The 23,592-nt window shown below is 67.8% G+C and carries 16 protein-coding genes; 14 read left to right on the top strand and 2 right to left on the bottom strand.

Going from position 1 to position 23,592, the window contains the following annotated elements; genetic code table 11:
• Positions 1–508: 508 nt before the first annotated feature.
• The 5 genes from N4261_RS19580 to N4261_RS19560 all read left to right on the top strand — a co-directional run bounded on the left by N4261_RS19580 (position 509) and on the right by N4261_RS19560 (position 7,487).
• Positions 509–2,605, top strand: a complete 2,097-nt coding sequence (locus tag N4261_RS19580; RefSeq protein ID WP_261756942.1) for a 3-hydroxyacyl-CoA dehydrogenase NAD-binding domain-containing protein — start codon at positions 509–511, stop codon at positions 2,603–2,605.
• Between the two features lie 120 nt (positions 2,606–2,725).
• Complete coding sequence (locus N4261_RS19575) at positions 2,726–3,901, top strand: acetyl-CoA C-acyltransferase (RefSeq protein WP_261756941.1); 1,176 nt, start codon at positions 2,726–2,728, stop codon at positions 3,899–3,901.
• Between the two features lie 272 nt (positions 3,902–4,173).
• Positions 4,174–6,072, top strand: a complete 1,899-nt coding sequence (locus N4261_RS19570) for an acyl-CoA dehydrogenase (protein WP_261756940.1) — start codon at positions 4,174–4,176, stop codon at positions 6,070–6,072.
• Positions 6,073–6,123: 51 nt separating this feature from the next.
• Entirely contained in the window at positions 6,124–6,984 is an 861-nt protein-coding gene (locus N4261_RS19565) for an SDR family oxidoreductase (protein ID WP_261756939.1), read from the top strand.
• A 14-nt stretch (positions 6,985–6,998) separates the two neighbouring features.
• On the top strand, positions 6,999–7,487 hold the full coding sequence (locus N4261_RS19560) for a PaaI family thioesterase (RefSeq protein ID WP_261756938.1): 489 nt from the start codon (positions 6,999–7,001) through the stop codon (positions 7,485–7,487).
• Here the strand turns inward: N4261_RS19560 and N4261_RS19555 are convergent.
• Both N4261_RS19555 and N4261_RS19550 read right to left on the bottom strand, forming a co-directional pair.
• The gene (locus N4261_RS19555; RefSeq protein WP_261756937.1) at positions 7,459–9,036 is read right to left on the bottom strand and encodes a hypothetical protein; all 1,578 of its coding nucleotides are present in this window, start codon (positions 9,034–9,036) and stop codon (positions 7,459–7,461) included. The two genes, N4261_RS19560 and N4261_RS19555, sit on opposite strands and share 29 nt — an antisense overlap.
• Positions 9,037–9,074: 38 nt before the next feature.
• Positions 9,075–10,823, bottom strand: a complete 1,749-nt coding sequence (locus N4261_RS19550) for a hypothetical protein (RefSeq protein ID WP_261756936.1) — start codon at positions 10,821–10,823, stop codon at positions 9,075–9,077.
• 453 nt (positions 10,824–11,276) lie between these two features.
• Here N4261_RS19550 and N4261_RS19545 point away from each other — a divergent pair, with 453 nt between their 5' ends.
• From N4261_RS19545 to N4261_RS19505, 9 genes are all read left to right on the top strand, one after another.
• Positions 11,277–12,296, top strand: a complete 1,020-nt coding sequence (locus N4261_RS19545; RefSeq protein ID WP_261756935.1) for an NADP-dependent oxidoreductase — start codon at positions 11,277–11,279, stop codon at positions 12,294–12,296.
• Positions 12,296–12,754 (top strand): GNAT family N-acetyltransferase, encoded by a 459-nt coding sequence (locus N4261_RS19540; protein ID WP_261756934.1) that lies wholly within the window; start codon positions 12,296–12,298, stop codon positions 12,752–12,754. The genes N4261_RS19545 and N4261_RS19540 overlap by 1 nt, the downstream gene beginning before the upstream one ends.
• A complete protein-coding gene (locus N4261_RS19535) occupies positions 12,751–13,701 on the top strand; it encodes a glutathione S-transferase family protein (protein ID WP_261756933.1) in 951 nt (316 codons plus the stop codon). The genes N4261_RS19540 and N4261_RS19535 overlap by 4 nt, the downstream gene beginning before the upstream one ends.
• Positions 13,698–14,591: an SDR family oxidoreductase gene (locus tag N4261_RS19530; protein WP_261756932.1), complete on the top strand. Its 894-nt coding sequence runs from the start codon at positions 13,698–13,700 to the stop codon at positions 14,589–14,591. The genes N4261_RS19535 and N4261_RS19530 overlap by 4 nt, the downstream gene beginning before the upstream one ends.
• 129 nt (positions 14,592–14,720) lie before the next feature.
• Positions 14,721–16,490 (top strand): ATP-binding protein, encoded by a 1,770-nt coding sequence (locus N4261_RS19525; protein ID WP_261756931.1) that lies wholly within the window; start codon positions 14,721–14,723, stop codon positions 16,488–16,490.
• A gap of 223 nt (positions 16,491–16,713) precedes the next feature.
• Complete coding sequence (locus tag N4261_RS19520) at positions 16,714–17,988, top strand: BaiN/RdsA family NAD(P)/FAD-dependent oxidoreductase (RefSeq protein WP_261756930.1); 1,275 nt, start codon at positions 16,714–16,716, stop codon at positions 17,986–17,988.
• Positions 17,989–18,164: 176 nt separating this feature from the next.
• The gene (locus N4261_RS19515; RefSeq protein WP_261756929.1) at positions 18,165–18,437 is read left to right on the top strand and encodes a helix-turn-helix transcriptional regulator; all 273 of its coding nucleotides are present in this window, start codon (positions 18,165–18,167) and stop codon (positions 18,435–18,437) included.
• A gap of 161 nt (positions 18,438–18,598) precedes the next feature.
• Complete coding sequence (locus N4261_RS19510; protein ID WP_261756928.1) at positions 18,599–20,938, top strand: Tex family protein; 2,340 nt, start codon at positions 18,599–18,601, stop codon at positions 20,936–20,938.
• A gap of 442 nt (positions 20,939–21,380) precedes the next feature.
• On the top strand, positions 21,381–23,576 hold the full coding sequence (locus N4261_RS19505; protein WP_261756927.1) for a TonB-dependent receptor plug domain-containing protein: 2,196 nt from the start codon (positions 21,381–21,383) through the stop codon (positions 23,574–23,576).
• The last annotated feature ends 16 nt before the right edge of the window (positions 23,577–23,592 follow it).

The raw sequence follows: 23,592 nt of genomic DNA, 5'->3' as shown, positions 1-23,592 counted from the left end.
CTCGCTGACACGTCCTCAGGGACTTCCGTGGCGACGCCTGCGCGCCGCCACGGACGCAGCGCGTCCTCACCCCCCCTTGGCGGTCCTGAACCTGTGGCGCACGCCAGTGCGTCCGTCGTTTCCGCCTTCATCTTCCCGCAACGCGCCGGCTTTCGGCGTCATGATGCGTGGCCTGCGTCGGCCGTCCTGGACCGACTGCCTCTTTCCGAAGATCCGCCGGGGATCCGCGGCGCCCGTGGCTCGCCGGCCGGGCGCCGTCCGCGCATGGGTGGCTGGTGACGCGTTGTCACAGCAGAGACAATGCGCCCGCCTGCGGCCTGCCTAGAATCGAACGATCGTTCTTTTCGCCTCGGCGCTCGGCGGCGCGTTCTCCGACATGGATCCGGAGGGCGTCGGCGCAAGACGGATGGGCGGATCCGCTGGTGGCCAGCGGCACATTCTTGAATCGACATGCCGGTGCGGAGAACACCGGCGGCGAGGCCTCTCACCAGTACTGGAAGGAAGACACATGAGTGCCAGTTACGAAGTACGCGGCTCGGTGGCCGTGATCACCTTGAACAATCCGCCGGTCAACGGCCTGGGCTATGCGACCCGCAAGGCCACGGCCGAGGGCATTGAGCAGGCGGAGAACGATCCGGCGGTCAAGGCGGTCGTCATCTCCGGTGCCGGCAAGGCGTTTTCCGGTGGCGCGGACATCCGCGAATTCGGCTCGCCCAAGGCCTTGGCCGAGCCCAACCTGATCTCCCTGATCAACCGGGTGGAGTCCTGCACCAAGCCGGTGGTGGCGGCGATCCACAGCGTCTGCATGGGCGGTGGCCTGGAACTGGCACTGGGTTGCCACTACCGCGTGGCCGCGCCCGGCACCAAGGTGGCCCTGCCGGAGGTGAAGCTGGGCCTGTTACCGGGTGCGGGCGGTACCCAGCGGCTGCCGCGTGCGCTGGGAGTGGAGCCGGCGCTCAACATGATCGTCAGCGGCGAGCCGGTGGCCAGCGAATTGCTCGCGCAAGTGCCGGGCCAGGTGCTGTTCCAGAAGATCATCGACGGTGACCTGATCGACGGCGCCGTGGCCTATGCGATGGAGATCGCCGAGAAGCGGCCCCTGCCGCGGGTGCGTGATCTGAAGGCGCAGCATCCGGAGGCCCAGGGCTACTTCCAGTTCGCCCGCAACACGGTCACCGCCATGAGCAAGCACTTCCCTGCGCCGCTGCAGTGCGTGGATGCAGTGGCTGCGGCGGTGAGTGCCAAGTTCGAAGACGGCATGCGCACCGAGCGCGAGGCGTTTGCGCAGCTGATGCTCACGCCCGAATCCAAGGCGCTGCGCCATGCCTTCTTTGCTGAACGGGCCGCGGCCAAGATTCCGGATGTGCCCGAGGACACGCCGCTGCGTCCGGTGCGCAGCGTCGCCATCATCGGTGCCGGCACCATGGGCGGTGGCATTGCGATGAACTTCCTGAACGCCGGCATTCCGGTGGTCATTCTGGAGACCAAGCAAGAGGCGCTGGAACGCGGCATCAACACCATCCGCGGCAACTACGAAGCGCAGGTGCGCAAGGGCAAGCTCAAGCAGGACAAGTATGTCCAGCGCATGACGATGCTGCATGGCACGCTCAGCTATGCGGAGATCGGCGATGCGGACCTGGTCATCGAGGCGGTGTTCGAGGACCTCGCGGTCAAGGAGCAGGTGTTCCGCCAGCTCGACAGCGTGATGAAGCCGGGCGCGATCCTGGCCACCAACACCTCCACCCTGGACGTCAACAAGATCGCCGCCTTCACCAAGCGGCCGCAGGACGTCATCGGCACCCACTTCTTCAGTCCGGCCAATGTGATGAAGCTGCTGGAGGTGGTGCGCGGTGCCGCCACGGCCAAGGATGTGCTGGCCACGGTGATGGCCATGGGCAAGAAGATCCGCAAGACCTGCGTCGTGTCGGGTGTGTGCGATGGCTTCATCGGCAACCGCATGATCGAGCAGTACAGCCGGCAGGCCGGCTTCCTGCTGGAAGAAGGCTGCACGCCGCAGCAGGTGGACAAGGCGGTCGAGCGCTTCGGCTTCGCGATGGGGCCGTTCCGCATGGGCGACCTGGCCGGCAATGATGTGGGTTGGTACATCCGCAAGCGCCGCTACATCGAGAAACCGGACCTGCGCTATTCCCGCACCGCCGACGTGCTGTGCGAGATGGGCCGGTTTGGCCAGAAGACCGGCAAGGGCTGGTACGACTACCTGCCGGGTCGGCGCGATGCGATCCCGTCCAAGGTGGTGGTGCAGATGATCGACATGCACCGGGCGACGCTGGGCATCACGCCGCGCAAGATCAGCGACGAGGAAATCGTGCAGCGCCTGGTGTTCGCGCTGGTCAACGAGGCGGCGCGCATCCTGGAAGAGGGCATTGCGCTGCGCGCCTCCGACATCGACATGGTCTACCTGACCGGCTACGGCTTCCCGCTGTGGCGCGGCGGGCCGATGTGCTATGCGGACACCGTGGGGCTCTACAACGTCGTGCAGGCGATGAAGCGGTTCGCCCGCAATCCCAACGATGACGCGAGCTTCTGGGTGCCCGCGCCCTTGCTGGCCCGTTTGGTCGAGCAGGGCAAGGGCTTCAACGACTGACCCACCGATCGCATCCACAGCCCAACGAATCCACAGCCGACGCCCGCACCCGCAGGCGCCGGGCGACCCCGCAGAGGGCGCCCGGGCGGGGCGGCACCGGCGACTTCCGGAGCAACAGACATGAGCAAGGCACTGATCGTTTCCACGGCACGCACGCCGTTGGCCAAGAGCTGGAAGGGCAGCTTCAACATGACCCACGGCGCGACGCTGGGTGGCCATGTGGTGAAGGCGGCGCTGGCGCGCGCCGGCATCGACGGCGGCGAGGTCGAGGATGTGTTGATGGGCTGCGCCACGCCGGAAGGCGCCACCGGCGGCAACATCGCGCGCCAGATCGCACTGCGGGCAGGCTTGCCGGTGACGGTGGCGGGGCAGACCATCAACCGCTTCTGTTCCAGCGGCCTGCAGACCATCGCGACGGCGGCGCAGCGCATCATCGCCGGCGAGGCCGATGTGTTCGTGGCCGGCGGCGTGGAGAGCATCTCCTGCGTGCAGAACGAGGCCAACCGGCACATGCTGCATGAGAGCTGGCTGTCGCAGCACAAGCCGGAGATCTATTGGTCGATGCTGCAGACGGCGGAGAACGTGGCCCAGCGCTACAAGATCTCCAAGGAGCGCATGGACCAGTACGGCGCGGGCAGCCAGCAAAAGGCCTGTGCGGCGCAGGCGGAGGGCCTGTTCAATGACGAGATCGCGCCCATCACCGTGACCCGCGGCGTGGCGGACAAGACGCTGGGCATGATCACCCAGGAGGTGACCGTCGGCATCGACGAAGGCCTGCGGGTGGGCACCACCTACGAGAGCATCAAGGACATCAAGACCGCGGTGGCCGGCGGCGTGGTCACAGCGGGCAATGCCAGCCAGTTCAGCGACGGCGCGGGCGCCTGCGCCATGGTCAGCGAGTCCTATGCACAGAAGAAGGGGCTCACGCCGATCGGCCGCTTCCTCGGTTTTGCGGTGGCGGGATGCGAGCCCGACGAAATGGGCATCGGCCCGGTGTTCGCGGTGCCCAAGGTGCTGGCGCGGCTGGGCCTGAAGGTGTCGGACATCGACCTGTGGGAGCTCAACGAGGCCTTCGCAGTGCAGGTCCTGTACTGCGCGGACAAGCTGGGCATTCCGATGGACCGTCTGAATGTGAACGGCGGCGCGATTGCGATCGGCCATCCCTACGGCGTGTCGGGCCAGCGCCTGACCGGTCATGCGCTGATCGAAGGCAAGCGGCGCGGTGCCAAGCGGGTCTGCGTGACCATGTGCATCGGCGGCGGCATGGGCGCGGCCGGCGTCTTCGAGGTGCTTTGACCCGCCCTTGACCCTTGGGCGTGGACGCCGGGACGGCCTGCAGGCCGTCTTCGGATGTGCGGTGCCGCGTCGGTGGCACTTGCGGCGAATGACGGGCGGCTGAGCGGAGCGCGCCACGGGCGCTCCGACATCGGCTCGGTGGACGCCGCGCAGCCGGTGCAACGACGATGGCGTCGCGCCGCTGCCGCGAGTCACTCGCAAGCCTGCGAACCGAGCCCTGCGTGCCGGCTGACTGCGCCGCAGCTCGGACGGAACACAAAGAGGAGCGCCCCATGCGCGAGACCCTGGATTTCCTGCTCCATGACTGGCTGAATGTTCAGCAGCTGAATGCCAGGGAGCGCTTTTCCGACCATTCCCGCGAGACCTTCGATGCGGTGCTCGATACCTGCGAGCGGATCGCGCGGGAGAAGTTTGCACCGTTCAATCGGTTGGTGGATACCGAAGAGCCTCGCTTCGACGGGGAGCGGGTCCACCTGCCACAGGCCACGCATGACGCGCTGGCGGCGTATGTCGGTTCCGGCATGCTGTCCGCGGCGCAGGATGACGCACATGGCGGCATGCAGTTGCCATGCGTGGTGGAAATGGCGGCGAACTGTTTCTTCAGCAAGGCGAGTGTGGCCATGAGCGGCTACGCCATGCTGACCAACGGCAATGCCAACCTGCTGATGGCGCATGGCACCGAAGCGCAACGGCGCGTCTTCGCGATGAATGAGTTCAGCGGGCGCTGGTTCGGGACGATGTGTCTGTCGGAACCGCAGGCGGGCTCGTCGCTGTCGGATGTGGCGACCCGGGCCGAGCCCGATGGGGCGGACTTCGAGGCCGATCCGCTGGGTCCGCGCTATCGCCTGACCGGCCACAAGATGTGGATCTCCGGCGGCGAGCATGAGATCACCGAGAACATCGTGCATCTGGTGCTGGCCAAGATCCCGGGCCCCGATGGCAAGCCCTTGCCCGGCACCAAAGGCATTTCGCTGTTCATCGTGCCCAAGCATCTGGTGGATATCGACGGACAGCTCACCGGGGAACGCAATGACGTGGCCCTGGCCGGGCTCAATCACAAGCTGGGTTACCGCGGCACCACCAACTGCCTGCTCAACTTCGGCGAGGGTCGCTTTACCCCGGGTGGCCAGCCCGGCGCGGTGGGCTATCGGGTCGGCCAGCCCGGTGACGGCCTGCGCTGCATGTTCCACATGATGAACGAGGCCCGGATCGGCGTTGGGCTGGGCGCCGTGATGCTGGGCTATGCCGGTTATGAGGCCAGCCTGGACTACGCCCGGCAGCGGCCCCAGGGGCGGCCTATGACGGCGGCGGGCAAGGATGCGAGCCAGCCGCAGCGGCCGATCATCGAGCATGCGGACGTCAAGCGCATGCTGCTGGCGCAGAAGAGCTATGTCGAGGGCGGTCTGGCCCTGGCGCTGTTCTGCGCGCGCCTGGTCGATGAATTGCACACCGCGCCGCCGGAGGCTGCGGACGGGGCGAAGCTGCTGCTGGAGGTGCTGATCCCGATTGCCAAGAGCTGGCCCAGCGAATGGGGTCTGGAAGCGAACTCGCTGGCCATCCAGGTGCTGGGCGGTTACGGCTACACCCGCGATTTCCCGGTGGAGCAGTACTGGCGCGACAACCGCCTCAACATGATCCATGAAGGCACGCATGGCATCCAGGCGCTGGATCTGCTGGGTCGCAAGGTGGTGATGGACGGCGGCCGCGCACTGATGGCGCTGGCCACGCGGGTGAACGACACTGTGCAGCGCGCGGCCCAGGTGCCGGGCCTGTCCGAGGCGTCGAATGAGCTGGCGGCCGCGCTGGCGGCTGTGGGCAGCACGACGAAGAAGGCGTGGTCGACCGGCGTGCCGGAAGAGGCCCTTGCCAATGCGACGCCCTATCTGCAGGCCTTCGGCCACACGGTGCTGGCCTGGATCTGGCTGGATGTGGTGCTGAGCCTGGAGGCGGGCGCGGTCCGGACGGCGTTCTCAGCTGCGCCCACGCACGACGACCAACGCCGTGAGCCATCGGCAGCGGATCGGCCCCGGCGCGAGGACGACTTCGCCCAGGGCAAGCGAGCGGCGCAGCGCTACTTCTTCGCTTATGAGTTGCCGAAGATCCACGCCTGGCTGGGCGTGGTCGCCCGCCGCGAGTCGCTGACCCGCGAGATGCAGGATCGCTGGTTCTGATTCCGCAGTCCCCATCCACCAGCGCCGACGCGCATTCGCCAGGAGACAGACATGAACAGCAACAACCACAGCAGCAGCGGCAATGGCAATGGCAATGGCGCCGGCCACAGCCGCAGTGACACCACCAGACGGGTCCAGGACCTGTTCGATCTGAGCGGCCAGGTGGCCCTGATCACCGGCGGTTCCCGCGGCTTGGGATTGCAGATTGCGGAGGCGCTGGGCGAGGCGGGCGCCAAGATCATGCTCAGCTCGCGCAAGGCGGCCGATCTGGAGGAGGCGATGGCCCATCTGCAGGACCGCGGCATCGACACCCGCTGGATCGCGGCGGATGCGGCCGATGAGGCGCAGGCCCGCGGCATCGTGTCGCAGACGATGGAGCGGCTCGGCCAGATCGACATCCTGGTCAACAACGCGGGCGCCACCTGGGGCGCGCCGGCGGAGGAGCATCCGGTGCAGGCCTGGGACAAGGTGATGAACCTCAACATCCGCAGCCTGTTCGTGATGAGCCAGGAGGCGGCGCGCCAGAGCATGATTCCGCGCCGCCATGGCCGGATCATCAATGTGGCGTCGATCGCCGGCCTGAGCGGCAACAGCGGCCTGATGAAGACCATCGCCTACAACACCAGCAAGGGCGCGGCGGTGAATTTCACCCGCGCGCTGGCCGGCGAGTGGGGGGTGCACGGCATCACCGTCAATGCCCTGGCGCCGGGATTCTTTCCGAGCAAGATGACCCAGGGCCTGATGGCGCACATCGGCGAGGACGCCCTGGCCGCGCATGCGCCGCTGCGGCGCATCGGGGACGATGAAGACCTCAAGGGCGCGGCGCTGCTCTTCGCCAGCCGGGCCGGCAAGCACATCACCGGCCAGATCCTGGCGGTGGACGGCGGCGTGTCCGCGGTGCACGGAAGCTGATACAACTGCGCCCCATGAGCCTTCCGCCTGACGCGTCATCCCCCGGGACCGAGGTCCTCCCGCTGAGCTTCCCGGTGCACATTCCGTTTGTGCAGCAGCTCGGCTTCGAACTGGTCCGCATGGCGGACGGCGAGGCGGAACTGCGGGTGCACATCCGCGAGCCGCATCTGAATTCCTGGGAGGTGGCGCATGGCGGTGTGCTGATGACCTTGCTGGATGTGGCCATGGCGCATGCGGCCCGCAGCCTCCACCGCGACCAGCCGGGCTTCGGCCCGGGCGTGGTCACGGTGGAGATGAAGACCAGCTTCATGCGGCCCGGCGAGGGATCGCTTCGCGCCGTCGGGCGGCTGCTGCATCGGACCACCACGATGGCCTTCTGCGAAGGCTCGGTCTATGGCGAAGACGGGCGTCTGTGCGCCCACGCGACCGGCACCTTCAAGTATTTGCGTGCGCTGCCCGGCAAGGGACGCAGCCTCAAGTCATTGCAGCGCCGCGACGGTTGAGCGCGACATCGGTCTCGCTGCGCTCGTCGTCGACGCTACCAATCCGGGACCCGGCGTACGCGGCAGCGCCGACCCTGACGACTGATTCCGCCCGATGGCCGGAGCGGGCCCTGGCCGCGTGAGGCGTCCGGGGCACGGAGGGCGGCGAGGCCCAGGGGTCTCGCTCGGAGGGATCCAGGACGGCGTAGGACCGGCTGGCCGATATCGATCGGCGTGCGGGCCGTATCGGTAGCGTGGCGTCCAACGCGGCGGACTGTTCAGCCGCTTCAGCCGCTCCAGCCGCTCCAGCTACCTGAACGGGAATGGGTCTGGAAGGCCGCCGGGCCGGCCGCTGCGGCCGCGGTGGGGGCGGACGCGACGGCGGCGGTGGTGGCGCCATGTCGCCGGGCCTCACACTGAATGTGGACCGTACGTGGCGATCGCCGACATCGCGAGCGGGAGCGGGCGCGTCAGGCGCCGGTACTCGATCTGCAGGTCGGGACGGCGGCGTTGACCGTGGCGCTTGGCTTGCCACGCTCGGCCTGTCCACCAGCGCTTCACGTCGTTGTTGCTCTGCCGGTGTGTGGGCCAGGCAGGCATGCAGCCGATTGCCCGCGCGTTTGATCAGCTCGTTCTTGCTCTTTGGTGCCCATGACTTGCCGCGGATGTCCACCAGCGCGTCCACCGCAGCGTCCACCGCGATGCCGTACCGGTTCAGTTCGCGCAGCGACAGCAGCTCCACCTTCCTGCCCGGGCAGTTGCTCCGCTGCAGTGCCAGCAAGGTCATCCGACCGTGGGGCGACAGCAACGGGACGGGGGTGCGCCAGACCACCCGTCGCAAAGCGCTGAGTTGGGCGGGGCTCACCGGCACCGGGCCCTGGCTGTCGACGGCGGCGTGGTCGACGCCCAGGCGGGCGACGGATGAACGGGCGACGCCAGCGCGGTCTGCGGAGGCACTGTCGAGGCCTTCACGCGCGGCGGCCTGTTGCTGAAGGTCGCGAACGGCCTGCCAGGCTTCCTGATAGTGGGCGGCGGTGGGCCAGGACTTCGGGATCTGGTGTTCCCTCAGCTGTTTCAGCAGCCCGTTCAGATCATTCATCTGGGTCAATTGCGCGTGCTCCACCACCGCATGCTCTCCCGATGCAGCATCGAGGAACAGGCGATGCGCATGGGCGGGATCGCGCCAGCGGGGATCGATCTGTGGCGTGATCACCACCTGAACGTGAGGCGGGAGGGCGGCGAACGCCTGTGGGTCCGCGGGGACGTCAGCGAAATGGATGACCTGTGCATGGGGGCACCAGCTCAGCCAATGCAGATCGCTCGGCGACCAACCGGTGGGCATGCGCACCAGGTTGATGTGGTCGGCCGGCCACCGCCAGCATCGGGCGGTGGCCGCCGCCACCTCGGCGAAGGTGAACGCATGCAGATCCAGCTCTGTAATCCACCGGGCAACGCTGCGGTCCAGGACCTCCTGCAGGGCGGCTGAGGTGGATTCGAGGCGACGGGGCTCAGCCGTCGCGCCGAACGGGGAGGGGGGCGACAGGGTCGGCGACGGCGCGGTGAGGGTCATGGAGACTCCGTGGATGCGATGGATGGAGGCCCGTTGAGTCAGCGAACGCCGTCAACGGTTGGGGGTGGGGGCTCTTGGGCGGGCGTCGTGCCCAGCGTGTTGTCCGTCTCCTCGCGCGGGTCCGGTCGTCGCTTTGAGGGAGAGGGGAATGGCGAGAGGCGCTTCGCCGCTGGCAACGGCGGGAGTGCCAGGAATTCTTCGCCCAGCGTGTCACGCCTTGATCGCATGGGCGACAAGAGTTTCTGAAGCCGGCGCATGAGGTCCCCACTGCGGCGGCTGCCCGCGTCGGCGTCGGTTCGGGCTTCGCGCGCGGGTCCGACCGGGTTCGACCGCTGCCTGGCCGAGGCGGACGCCGCGATCTTCGGCGTGGTCGGCGGTGGGGTGTCCGGGTTTTGGGCTCCCGCACTCGCTGGGCCGCTGCGCGGGGCCTCCTTCGTTGGTTCTGAGGGGGCGAGCGAGCCCTGGTCCTGCCGAGGAGCCTCCAGGCTGTGGCTTTGAATGCGCGCTGGCCGAGCGAACAGGGCGCCGCCCTCCAGACCTGCGAGTGGATGGGATCGTTGGTGGGGACCCCCGGCCGACGGCGCGGTTGGCGGGGTGGGGGGTGCCGACTCGGTGGAGAGACTGCCTGGTGATCCACTGCCGACGCGCGAGCTCGGTCGCAGTCCCAATCCTCTGGCGATCAATGGGGGCAGCAAGAGCGTGGCCAGGGAACCGGCCTGCGGCGACTGATGGGGGGCGGCAGGGAAGTGGAGTGGACCCGCAGACCACCACATCGCCGGCATGGTGGTGGCGCGCACCTGGGTGCTGGGGTGCGGCTCGCTGTTGGCACGGGAGATCAGGGGACGTCGCGCCGTCTGGGCCTGCCGGACGTGGCCATCGCCGGTCCTGCGCTCGGGCGTGGCTGGAGCGGCGAGCGGTTCCCGCAGTGGGGGGGAGCGGGTCTCGAATCGGCGCTGGCGTGCGACGTCGATCAGCTCGGCCAGCGGCAGGAGCGCCGGCGTGTCACTTGCAGGCTGCAGCAAGGTGGCCGCCGCCTCTTTGACGGCCACGTCCACCAGGTGGATCTTCCAGGCCGCCAGCGTCTCCATCCTCGAATCGGGCCTCAGGTTGTGCTGAAGCGCCAGGAAGGCGGTCCGCCCCTGGCTCGACAACAGCGGCAGGGGCGTGTGCTCGATCACGTCGGTGATCACCTTCGCCTGCACCACATCCAGCGGCCAGCAATGCACATCGGCGCCCTGAAAGGGAGGAAGCCGGGAGCGGGCCTGATCCACCAATTGACAGGCCGCCTCCATGGCATCCTGGTAGCGCTGCGGAGACGGCCAGTGTTCAGGCAGGCCGTCCCTGCGAAGTTGCATCTCCAGGGCCTGGGCGTCGAGATGCTGCGTTGCATGGGCGTCCAGGTAGGCGTGATCGCCCGATTTGGCGGTGCTCAGGAACAGTCGGTGGCGATGGGGGTCCGCGCGCCAATCCGGATGCGGTTCCGGCGTGATCACCACCCGAACCGGCGGGGGCAGGGTGTCGAAGGGATGGCGATCCTGCGGCAGGTCTGAACAACTCACCATGTTGACCTGGGCGAGCGCGGCCAGCCAGGCGAAATCCCGGGGCGTCCAGCCCTGAGGCATTTGCACCATGTCAACGCTGCCCGCCAGCCGGCGCCAGATGTCCCGGGGCACGGCCGAGACCTCGCGGGCATGCCAGTGCCGCAGATCCAGCCTCTGACGCGGGGCTTGATGGCCATGACGTTGGGCGTGCGCCAGGGCCTGGGCCAGGGTTTGCTGCAGCGTCATCCCAGTGTTCGACTGAAGGTCCAGTGAGGGGGCGCAGCAGGCGCTCTGGCAGGCCGGGGCGGATCCGGCGGAATTGGCGTCAGCGGCGGATTTGGGCGAGGTCTCCGGCATGTGGCGGGAGTCGGCGTGCGACCGGTCATGGCCTGACAGGTACCCGCCGCCAAGGGCTGTGCTGTGGTTGGAACGCATGGAGACATCCGTCTAGTGGGGAGCCTCGATTGAGTCCGGTGCCCAGGGGGTAAGTTCGCAGTCGAACCCGACACTGGCTTTCGCAGATGCGGGCGTCTGTGATCGCCGCCGCAGCCGGGCGATCCAGACGTCCCGCTCGTGGTTCGGGCCTGCATCCGGGGCATGGCGCGCGTCACGGGCGGGGCTGTCGCGCCAGCGACCATGCATCCGGCCCGGAACATGGTCGAATGCGCGTTGGTCCCAAGATTTCAGAGGAACACCGCCATGAGCAACATCAATCGTCAGATCCAGTTGGCCTCGCGACCCACCGGGGAGCCGGGCGTCGAGAACTTCAAGCGGGTGGATATCCCCATTCCCGAACTGAGCGAGGGTCAGGTGCTGGTGCGCCATCACTACCTCAGCCTGGATCCGTACATGCGCGGTCGCATGAACGACAGCAAGAGCTATGCGCAGCCGCAGCCTTTGAACGAGGTGATGATCGGCGGCACCGTCGGTGAGGTGGTGGCGTCGAAGAACACGCATTTCGCGGTAGGCGATTCGGTCGTTGGCATGGGCGGCTGGCAGGAGTACCAGGTGGTGGATGCCCAGCAGCGCGGCGTGCTGCAGAAGGTCGACACCACGCATGTGCCGCTGTCGGCCTACCTCGGCGCGGTGGGCATGCCCGGCGTGACCGGCTGGTACGGCCTGGTGAAGATCATCGATCCCAAGCCCGGCGAGACCGTGGTGGTGAGTGCCGCCAGTGGCGCGGTGGGCGGCGCGGTCGGCCAACTGGCCAAGGTGCGGGGGGCGCGGGCGGTGGGCATTGCCGGCGGTGCCGAGAAGTGCCGGTATGTGGTGGAAGAACTGGGCTTCGACGACTGCATCGACTACAAGCAGCATCAGGATGTGCGATCGCTGTCGGCCGCGCTCAAGGTGGCCTGCCCGCAGGGCATCGATGGCTACTTTGAAAACGTCGGCGGGATGATCCTGGATGCGGTGATGCTGCGTGCGAACCCGTTCAGCCGCGTGGCCATGTGCGGCATGATCGCCGGCTACAACGGCGAGCCGATTCCGATGACCGCGCCGCAGCTGATCCTGGTCAATCGCATGAAGATCGAGGGCTTCATCGTGTCCGAACACATGGCGGTCTGGCCTGAGGCGCTGAAGGAGCTCGGCACGCTGGTCGCCACCGGCAAGCTGAAGTACCGCGAGACGGTCGCCCAGGGCCTGGACAGCGCCCCCGAGGCCTTCCTGGGCCTGCTCAAGGGGCGCAACTTCGGCAAGCAGCTGGTCAAGCTGATCTGATGTCGGCCTTGCATTGGACCTGCGAGCACTTCGACGAGCTCACCACCGCATCGCTCTATCAGCTGATGCGGCTGCGGTCGGAGGTGTTTGTCGTGGAGCAGCGCTGCGTCTATCTGGATCCGGACGGGCTGGATGACCGCGTCTGGCACCTGTGCGGACGAACAGACGACGGTGCACTGCACGCCTATGCCCGCCTGCTGCCGCCATCGCTGGGTGAGGGCGCGGCCCGCATCGGGCGGGTGATCACGGCGCCGGCCGCCCGCGGGGGCGGCCTGGGGCGCACCCTGATGCAGCAGGCCCTGGCGGCCTGCGGGCGCCTGTGGCCGTCGAGCGCGATCGAACTCGGCGCCCAGGCGCATCTGCGCGACTTCTACGGCAGCTTCGGCTTCACGCCGATCTCGGAGGTGTATGACGAGGACGGCATTCCCCACATCGACATGCGAAGGGAGTCGACATGAGCGGTAGCGCTGGAACGAGCGATCTGATCCTGCATCACTATGGCAGTTCGCCCTTTGCCGAGAAGACCCGGTTGATGCTGGGATTCAAGGGATTGGCCTGGCAGTCGGTCACCGTGCCGATGATCCAGCCCAAGCCGGATGTGGTGGCCCTGACGGGCGGCTACCGCCGCACGCCCTTCCTGCAGGTGGGGGCCGACATCTATTGCGACACCGCGCTGATCGCCGAGGTGCTGGAGGCCCGCCAGCCCACGCCCAGCCTGTTTCCGGCGGCGCTGGCCGGCCAGGCGCGGGCGCTGGCGCAGTGGGCCGACACCGACCTGTTCTGGACGGCGCTGCCATACGCCATGCAACCGGCCGGTGTGGCGGCGCTGTTTGCCGGTGCACCGCCCGAGATGCTGGCGGCGTTTGTGCAGGACCGCCGCGCCATGAGCGAAGGCATGCCCCGGCTGAGCGGGCCGGATGCCACCGCCGCCCTGACGCAATACCTGGATTGGCTCAGCGCCATGCTGGCCGATGGCCGCCCGTGGCTGCTGGGTGAGCAGACCAGCATCGCCGACCTCAGCGTCTATCACCCGCTCTGGTTCGTGACCCGCGCCGGCGCACAGGCCGAGATCCTCGCCCGCCATGAAGCCTTGAAAGCCTGGATGGCCCGCGTGGCGGCCATCGGCTACGGCGAGCGAGCGGGCAAGCTGGACGGGGCGCAGGCGATCGACCTGGCGCGCGGTGCCACACCGGTGTCGACCACGGTGGTGGCCGGGCTGGGATTTGCGGCGGGCGACCGGGTCACGGTCACGCCGATGGACTATGCGCGCGATGCCGTGGCCGGCGAGCTGGTCGGACTGGACCCTCGCCGCGTCACCATCGCTCGTGACGACGAACGGGCGGGGCGGGTGCAGGTGCACTTTCCCCGCATCGGTTATGCGTTGAAGGCGGAGACCACAGCATGAAGAACTTTCAAGGCAAGACGGCGGTGATCACGGGCGCCGGCTCCGGCTTCGGGCTGGAGGTGGCACGGATCGCTGCCGCTCACGGCATGAACCTGGTGCTCTGCGATGTGCAGGCGGACGCCTTGGACAAAGCCGCGGCGGAGTTCGCTGCGCATCCGGTGCTGGCACGTCGCGTGGATGTGGCCAAGGCCGACGAGATGGAAGCGCTGGCCAATGCCGTGCGCGAACGCTTCGGCGCGCCGCATGTAGTCTTCAACAATGCCGGTGTGGGCTCGGGCGGGCTGATCTGGGAAAACAGCCTGCGCGATTGGGAATGGGTCCTGGGCGTGAATCTGATGGGCGTCGTCCACGGCGTCCGGCTCTTCACGCCGATGATGCTGGAGGCGGCGAAGGCGGACCCGAGCTGGGAAGGCCACATCGTCAACACCGCGTCGATGGCCGGCATGCTGAATCCACCCAACATGGGCGTCTACAACGTGTCCAAGCATGCGGTGGTGTCGCTCAGCGAAACCTTGTTCCAGGATCTGGCGCTGGTGACGGATCAGGTGCGGTGCTCGGTGCTGTGTCCGTTCTTCGTGCCGACCGGGATCACCCAGAGCCATCGCAATCGGCCGGAAGCGCTGGAAGCCTCGGCGCCGACGAAGAGCCAGTTGATCTCGCAGGCGATGACCGACAAGGCGGTCAGCGCGGGCAAGGTCAGCGCCGCCGATGTGGCCCGGATGGTGTTCGAGGCGATGTCGCAGGAGCGCTTCTACATCTTCAGCCATCCCAAGGCGCTGCACGCCGTGCAGACGCGGCTGGAGGATGTGATGCAGGCCCGCAATCCCACCGATCCGTTCCAGGACAAGCCGGAGATCGGCGCGCAACTGCGCCAGGCCTTGCGCGGCTGAGTCGGCGAGGCGAACGCACCCCGCCGCGGCGCGCACCATCCGCGTGCAGCGCGGCCGCCGCGGTGGGTAGGCGTGTCGAAGGACGGCTCGGTGTGACTTTTTCCATCGGCCGACACCCCCGGATGCGGGTTGTACGAACCTCCCGCGGTGGGCGGCCGGGACCAGAATTCAGGCGTGGTCATCGCCCTGCGCCCCTCCTTGAAACACCTGCTGCTGCGCGCCTTCGCCTTGCTGGCGATCGGTATGTCGGCGGCGGTGCTGTGGCTGTCTCTGGCCGCGCAGGGGCATGCGGATCCGCGTGACTGGCTGACACCCGAAGAGCGGGCCTGGGTGTCGCAGCATCCGGTGCTGCGGGTGGGCGGCTCGGCCATGTACGGGCCGTTCAGCTACCAGGATGACGACGGTCGGATCACCGGCCTGTCGGTGGATTACGCGCGACGCTTGTCCGAGCTCAGCGGCCTGCGCTTCGAATTCCAGCCGCCGCAGACCTTTGCCGAGAACCTGGCTGATCTGGCCGAAGGCGAACTGGATCTGCTGATGTCGCTGCGCGAGACGCCCGAGCGTGCCCAGACGCTCGGTTTCACCCGTCCCTACATCCAGGTGCCGGCGGTGCTGCTGCGCCGTGCCGGTGACGACAGCGGCCCGCTGCGCCCCGGCGAGCCGGTGGCCGTGGCGCGCGGCTATGCGGTGGCCGAATTCCTGCGCGAACGCTATGCGACGAATCCGCTGCAGGTGGAGGCCGATGACCGCGCGGTGTTGCGCCGTCTGGCCGGTGGCGAGGTGAGCGCCGCCGTGGTGGATCTGGCCGGCGCCACCTACCTGATGCGACGCGACGGCATCGGCAATCTGCGGGTGGTGGACGACATCGGCTACGCCTATGCGCTGGGCATCGGCTATCGACGCGACTGGCCGATGCTGGGCCGCATCCTCGACAAGGCGCTGCTGCGCATCGGCGAAGGCGAGCGGCAGGCGATTGCCGATCGATGGATCACGCAGGACACCGAGGCGATGCGCTGGCAGCGCCGGGCGCTGTGGGCCGTCGGCCTGGCCCTGGCGGCGGTGGTGCTGGGCCTGGCGGTGGTGCTGTTGTGGAATCGGGCCCTGCAGCGCCAGGTGCGCGTGCGGGGCGAGCAACTCCAGCGGGAGCTGGCGGAGCGGATCCGGCTGCAGGACGTGGACCAGGCGCGGGCCTTGGCCGAGGTGACGAGCCGGACCAAGAGCGAGTTCCTGTCGCAGGCCAGCCATGAGCTGCGCACGCCGCTCAATGCGGTGCTGGGCTTCAGCCAATTGCTGGCGAGTGATCCGAAACGGCCGCTGGACGAGCTGCAGCAGATGCGGGTGCAGCACATCGACGACGCGGCCCGCCATCTGCTGGTTCTGATCGAAGACATGATGCTGCTGTCGCGGGTCGAGTCCAACACGCTGACGGTGCAATCGCTGCCGGTGCAGGCAGGGCCGCTGCTGCGCCGCTGTGTCGAGCTGGCACAGCCGGCGGCGGAGGCGGCGGGCGTGGCGCTGCGCATTGGCATGACGCCGGACGAGGGCAGGACGCTGCCTCAGGTCCAGGCGGATCCGATCCGACTCGAGCAGGTGCTGCACAACCTCATCTCGAACGCGATCAAGTACAACCGCCGGGGCGGCTGGGTGACGGTGCGTGCCGAGGCGGCGCCGCGCGGCTTCCTGATCGAGGTGGCCGACAACGGCCTGGGCATGACGGTCGACCAGCGGTCGCAGCTGTTTCAGCCGTTCAACCGCCTGGGTCGTGTGGATCAGCCGGGAACGGGCATCGGGCTGGTCATCTGCAAGCAGCTCGTGGAGCGCATGGGCGGACGCATCCTGGTGGACAGCGAAAGCGGACAGGGGAGTCGCTTCACGCTGGAACTGCCGGCGGCGGGCTGAGGCGGGCCGGGGCGCTGGCGTCATTCGCTCGAAAGCGAGAGGATCTCGGGAAGCCGGCCGGCCGTGGGCGGTCGTCGGCCGTCGTTGGTCGTTGTGAACCGTCGTGGACCGACGTCAAAAGGGCGGCCCACCCCGCGGCCTGGAGGCCTCGTGCCGGTCCTTTGCGTTCCTTGGAACAAGGTCTGGCACACTGCCCGGCCTTTCGCAGTTCCCCACCCTCGCCATGACCACTTCTGATTCTCCTCGCCATGTCATCGTCATCGGCGGCGGCCCCGCCGGCTTGATGGCGGCGGAACGCCTCGCCCAGGCGGGCGTGAGTGTCGACCTGTATGACGCGATGGCCTCGGTGGGGCGGAAGTTCCTGCTGGCCGGCAAGGGCGGCCTCAACCTGACCCATTCCGAAGTCCGCCCCGATTTCGACACCCGTTTCTTCGAACGCCAACCGCATGTCGCCGCCTGGCTCGACCGCTTCGACGGCGAAGCCCTGCGGGCCTGGGCGGCGGGCTTGGGCGTGGAGACCTTCGTGGGCACGTCCGGCCGCGTCTTCCCCCAGTCCCTGAAGGCAGCACCGCTGCTGCGTGCGTGGCTGTCGCGGCTGCGGGGGCAGGGCGTTCGCTTCCACATGCGCCACCGGTGGCTGGGCTGGACCGACGACGGCGGCCTGCGCTTCCAAGGACCGGACGGTGAGCACCAAAGCCGCGCGGACGCCGTGGTGCTGGCGCTCGGCGGCGCCTCGTGGCCTCAACTGGGGTCCGATGGCGCCTGGGCGCCGCTGCTCAGCGGCGTGGGGGCTGAGGTTGCGCCGCTGCGCGCGGCCAACTGTGGCTTCGATCTGGGCCCCCGCCGCCTGGATGCGGCGGCGGATGCCGCGCCCGGCTGGTCACCGTTTTTCGCCGAGAAGTTTGCCGGACAGCCGATCAAGCCGGTGGCGCTGAGCGCCGAGGGCGTGGAAGGTCGCCGCTTCGCTCGTCAAGGCGAGTTCGTGGTGACCGCGACCGGCATCGAAGGCTCGCTCGTGTATGCCGCATCCGCGCTGCTGCGGGAGGCGATCGAGCGCCAGGGCGAGGCGGTCGTCCATCTGGACCTGCTGCCCGGACGCGACACCGACTGGGTGGTGGAGCAGGTGGCGTATCCGCGGGGCTCGCGTTCGCTGTCGTCCCACCTCAAGAGCCGTCTGAACATCGAGGGCCTGAAGGCCGGGCTGCTGCATGAGGTGCTGTCCAAAGAGGAATACGCCGACCCGGCGATCCTGGCCCGCACGCTCAAGGCCCTGCCGCTGCGTTTGCGCGCGGCGCGTCCGGTGGCTGAAGCCATCAGCACGGCGGGCGGTGTCCGGCTGGAATCGCTGGATGCCCAACTGATGCTCAAGGCCCGCCCCGGCGTGTTCATCGCCGGTGAGATGCTGGACTGGGAAGCGCCGACCGGCGGCTATTTGCTCACCGCCTCCATGGCCAGTGGCCTGGTGGCCGGGGAGGGCGCTGCCGCGTTTCTGGCCTAGGTTGCGGCTGGCGTCGGATGCGCTGATTTGACTATCTTGATGGGCAGAATAGGCGGCGTCGGACTGGTAGCCGGTTCGACTACCTCAGCGACTATGTCTTTTCGGACAACCCGCAACCGGTGGCGCTGGGGCCCCAGGCGCAGCAATTGTCCCGACTGACCTGACCCGGCGTTGCCATGGACAAGCGCATCCGCCACGTCGATCGAGACCGCGACCGGGAGTTGCGGGATGAGATGTACCGCAAGGTCGCCAAGGGCGAGGTCACGATCGGTGAAGCGGTCAAGCTGATGCGCAAGAGCAGCCGGTTGACCCAGCCCGAGTTCGCCAAACATCGGGCCATCGAGCGCGATGTCGGCAATCCGACGATCGAGACCCTCAACAAGGTGGTGAAGATTTTCGGCTTGCAGGTCGGCTTCGTGCCGCGTCCACGTCCGCCCGATCTGACCTGACATTCGTCGTTTCCGGCGCCATGTGCCGGCGCGGGCCCGCAGGCCGCGCCGACGCGATCTGCAACCTCCTGCGACGCGTGATGGGCCGGACCGGCGTCAAATGATGGCAAACTTCCGCGCTCCTTTGTGCCTCATGGCCCGGCCACGGGCCCGTAGTTGTCTTGGACAAGATCCTGCTTCAGATTGCCGCCGAGCTGAATGTGCGCCCGGCGCAGGTCAATGCCGCTGTCGAGCTGCTGGACGGGGGCGCGACCGTGCCCTTCATCGCCCGTTACCGCAAGGAAGCGACCGACGGCCTCGACGACATCCAGTTGCGCGAACTCGAGGCGCGCCTGTCCTATCTCCGTGAGCTGGAGGACCGCCGCGAAGCGGTGCTCAAGAGCATCGAGGAGCAGGGCAAGCTCACGCCGGAACTGGCGGCCGCGATTGCCGCTGCGCCGACCAAGCAGGAACTGGAAGACCTGTACCTGCCCTACAAGCCGCGTCGCCGCACCAAGGGCATGATCGCCCGCGAAGCCGGCCTGGAACCGCTGGCCGACAAGCTGTTCGCGGATCCCACACTGGATCCGATGGCCGAAGCCGCCGCCTTCCTCAACCCGGACGCCGGTTTCGCCGATGCCTTCGCGGTGCTGGACGGTGTGCGCGATCTGCTGTCCGAACGCTGGGCCGAGGATGCGGTGCTGATCGGCAAGCTGCGGGAATGGCTGTGGGAGGAGGGCCTGTTCAAGTCCAAGCTGATGGACGGCAAGGACGAGAACCATCCCGACATCTCCAAGTTCCGCGATTACTTCGACTATGCGGAGCCGATCCGCACCGTGCCGTCGCACCGCGCGCTGGCGGTGTTCCGCGGTCGCACCCAGGAATTCCTGGACGCAAAGCTGGCGCTGGACGAAGAAGTCGTCCCGGGTCAGCCCTCGCTGGCCGAGGGCCGCATTACCCGCCATCTGGGCTGGAGCCATGCGAAGCGCCCCGGCGATGAATTGATCCGCAAGACGGTGGCCTGGACCTGGAAGGTCAAGCTCTCGCTCAGCTTGGAGCGCGACCTGTTCGCCCGCCTGCGCGAGGAGGCCGAGAAGGTCGCCACCAAGGTGTTTGCCGAGAACCTGCGCGATCTGCTGCTGGCCGCACCGGCTGGCAAGCGGGTGGTGATGGGCCTGGACCCGGGCATCCGCACCGGCGTGAAGGTGGCGGTGGTCAGCGACACCGGTCGGGTGCTGGACACCTCCACCGTCTATCCGCATGAGCCCAAGCGCGACTGGGAAGGCTCGATCCACACCCTGGGCCGCCTGTGTGCCACCCATGGCGTCAACCTGATCGCAATCGGCAACGGCACTGCCTCGCGCGAGACCGACAAGCTGGCCGCGGACCTGATCAAGCGCATCCAGCAGATGGCGCCGGGCACGATGATCGAGAAGGTGGTCGTGAGCGAGGCGGGGGCGTCGGTGTACTCGGCCTCGGAATTCGCCTCCAAGGAACTGCCGGAGCTGGATGTGTCGCTGCGCGGCGCGGTGTCGATCGCCCGTCGACTGCAGGACCCGCTGGCGGAGCTGGTGAAGATCGATCCGAAGTCGATCGGCGTGGGCCAGTACCAGCATGACGTCAACCAGAGCGAACTGGCGCGCACCCTGGACACCGTGGTGGAAGACTGCGTGAACTCGGTCGGTGTGGATCTGAATACCGCCTCGGCGCCGCTGCTGTCGCGGGTGTCCGGCCTGTCGGCCAGCGTGGCGAATGCGATCGTGCGCTGGCGCGATGCCAACGGCGCCTTCCGCAATCGGCAGCAATTGCTGGATGTGGCCGGCCTGGGCCCGAAGACCTTCGAGCAAGCCGCCGGTTTCCTTCGGATCCGCGACGGTGAGAATCCGCTGGACATGAGCGGCGTCCATCCGGAGACCTATCCGGTGGTGCAGCGCATCCTCAGCCAGGTCGGCCGGCCGATCGCGGACATCATGGGCAAGAGCGACGTGATCCGCGCGCTGCGGCCCGATGCCTTCGCCGATGAGCGCTTCGGTGCGATCACCGTCAAGGACATCCTGGGCGAGCTGGAGAAGCCGGGCCGCGACCCGCGCCCGGACTTCAAGGTGGCCCGCTTCAATGATGGCGTCGAAGACCTGAAGGACCTCAAGGAAGGCATGGTGCTGGAAGGCACGGTGTCCAACGTGGCGCAGTTCGGTGCGTTCGTGGACCTTGGCGTGCACCAGGACGGCCTGGTCCATGTGAGCCAACTCGCCAACAAGTTTGTCAACGACGCCCGCGAAGTGGTGAAGACCGGCGACATCGTCAAGGTGAAGGTGCTGGAGGTCGATCTGGCCCGCAAGCGCATTTCGCTGACGATGAAGCTGGATGCCGCCGCGCCGCGCGCAGGCGCCGGCAAGGGCGGAGACAACGCCTTCCGTCCCGCCGGCCGCAACGAGCGGCAGGGCGGGGCGCGTCAGGCACCCGCCGCGGCGCCGGCCGCGGGCAGTGCGATGGCAGCGGCCTTCGCGAAGCTCAAGCGCTGACGGATTCAAGGGCAGGGGCATGGCTGCCCTTGACCTTGGCGCGCGCTGATTGCTGATCGCTGGCCGACGGCGGCGCTGCCGCACGTTGTCCAGCGGACGTCTCAGGCCGGAAGCGGCGGATCGCGTGGGCGGTCCGCCGCTTCTGCATTCAGCCCACAGCCTGCCCCGTTTTCTGACCCCCTGGCTGTCCACCTGTTCACGGATCGGGCCGGCGCATGGCGCTGACGGGGTGGATCGCCGCAGCGAGGTCATGACACGCGGCGATGATTCCCGGTTCGTGGCGTCGGGCTGCATCTGGCGCCCCGGAATTCGCAGCTGGTCGCAGTGGCGACGACGCGCCGCCGTCGCCGACATACCCTGCGTCCCGATCGAGTCCTTATTTCCGGATTCCCGGATTCCCGGATCCTCTGATCCTCTGATCCTCTGATCCCTGGAGCCCCCATTGAAGACCCACGCCATTGCCCGGGCCTGTCTGCTCGCCTGCCTGCCTGTTGCCGGATGGACGGCCTTGTCGCCCGCATTTGCCCAGGAGGGCCCGCCGGGAGGGGACGCCCCGTCCCGCAGGCTGGACCGGGTGGAGATCACCGGGGGCCGGCAGTCCGACAACGACCTGCGCCGCAAGGCCTCGGTGGCCAAGCAGGTGTACGGACGCGACGAGCTCGACAAGTACGGTGACACCAATGTGGCCGACGTGCTCAAGCGCTTGCCCGGCATCAGCATGGTCGATGGCGCGGTGCGCATGCGCGGGCTGGGCAACGGCTACACCCTGGTGCTGATCAATGGAGATCCGGCGCCGCCGGGATTCAAGCTGGACCAGCTGGATCCCGCGCAGATCGAGCGCATCGAAGTCACCAAGGGCGCGACGGCGGACCAGAGCGCGCAGTCGGTGGCCGGCGCGATCAACGTGATCCTCAAGGAGCCGCCGCGCCTGTCGCAGCGCGAGCTGCGCCTGGGGGCGGGCTACAACATCGAGAGCCCGCGGCCTTCCGGCACGTTCACCCTGAGCGAGAAGGTCGGGCCGGTCTCGTTCACCTTGCCGGTGTCGGGCTTCATGTGGCTGAACCGTCAAGAGCTGGATCTGCGCCGCCCCGGGACCGACGAGAACGATCAGCCGGTCGTCGCCGCCCAGCATGCGCAGACCCGCAACCATGGCCACGGTTTCAACAGCTCGCCGCGCCTGAACTGGCGACTGAGCGATGACGAGACCGTCACCCTGCAGGGCTTTGCGCAGCGCGGCGAGTGGAACAGCGACACCCGCGTGGTCAACGGCGGCACCTACAACAGTCCAAAGCTGGACAACAGCTCCGACAACGACGGCACCTGGCAGATGCTGCGTGCCAACGCCCAGTGGAGCAAACGCTTCAACGACACCCAGAAGTTCGAGCTCAAGGCCGGCGCCCAGAACGCCAAGGCGAGCTGGGACAACCGGATGTTCAACGCGGTCACGCCGGTGCGTGCCATTGGCGGCAACACCGACCGCGGGCTGACCCAGGCCGGCAAGTTCAGCCAGTTGCTGGGCGAGGACCATACCCTGAGCGTCGGCTGGGACCTGGAATGGCGCCGCCGTGAGGAAACTCGCACCACGACGGTGGCGGGCGTGGGCCAGTTGCCGGCGGTCAACGGCGAGGCGTTCACCGCGCGCATCGACCGACGTGCCTTCTTCGTGCAGGACGAGTGGGAGATCAATCCGCTGTGGTCGGCCTCGCTGGGCCTGCGCAGCGAGCACGTCGCCACCACCAGCAGTGGCATCGGCGTGGACGTGACCAACCGCAGCAGCGTGCTGAGCCCGTTGCTGCACCTGAACTGGAAGCTCGATCCCAAGGGCCGGGAGATGGTGCGCGCCAGCCTGACCCGCAGCTACAAGTCGCCTGAGATCGGCCAACTGATGGGACGGTACGCGCTCAACAGCAACTACCCGCTGGAGACGCAGACCAATGAGGAACTCGCCCCGGACCGGGTCGGCAACCCGTTGCTCAAGCCCGAGCTGGCCACCGGCATCGACATCGCTTACGAGCGCTACATGGCGGGCGGCGGTTTGTTCAGCCTGGGCTTCTTTCATCGCAACATCAACAACTTGATCCGCAACGTCACCACGCTGGATGCGCCGACCGCGATCGTGCCGGTGCCGCGCTATGTGATGCGGCCGACCAACATCTCCCGCGCCACCACCAGCGGCATCGAGATGGAGCTCAAGGGCCGGGCTGGCGAGCTGATGCCGATCTTCTTCGACCCCAAGACCGCACTGAACCTGCGCAGTGCGCTGAGCGTGTATCGGTCCCGGGTGAAGGCCTTGTCCGGTCCGGACAACCGGCTGGACCAGCAGCCGCCGTGGTCCGGCACCCTGGGCTTCGACTACCGGTTCTCCGGGCTGCCCCTGACGGTGGGCTCCACCCTGGTCTACACGCCGGGCTACAGCACGCAGCAGACCGAGCGTCAGACGCTGGATCAGTGGCGGTCTCGGCAATTGGACTTCTTCGCCCAATGGACCTTCAGTCCGAAGACGTCCTTGCGTGTCTCGGCCAATAATCTGGCCCCGCTGGGCAATACCCGTCTGACGACGGTGGCCAGCGGCGACTACACCTATGCGGACCGCGGTTCCCGCACCATGGTGGGCATGGCCCTCGAGATGAAGCTGTAAGCGACCCGACCGCGGC

The sequence above is a fragment of the Roseateles amylovorans genome (assembly GCF_025398155.2).
GTDB lineage: Bacteria > Pseudomonadota > Gammaproteobacteria > Burkholderiales > Burkholderiaceae_C > Roseateles > Roseateles amylovorans.
Note: the sequence above shows the minus strand (reverse complement) of the source record. Positions and strands in the feature narration are given on the sequence as shown.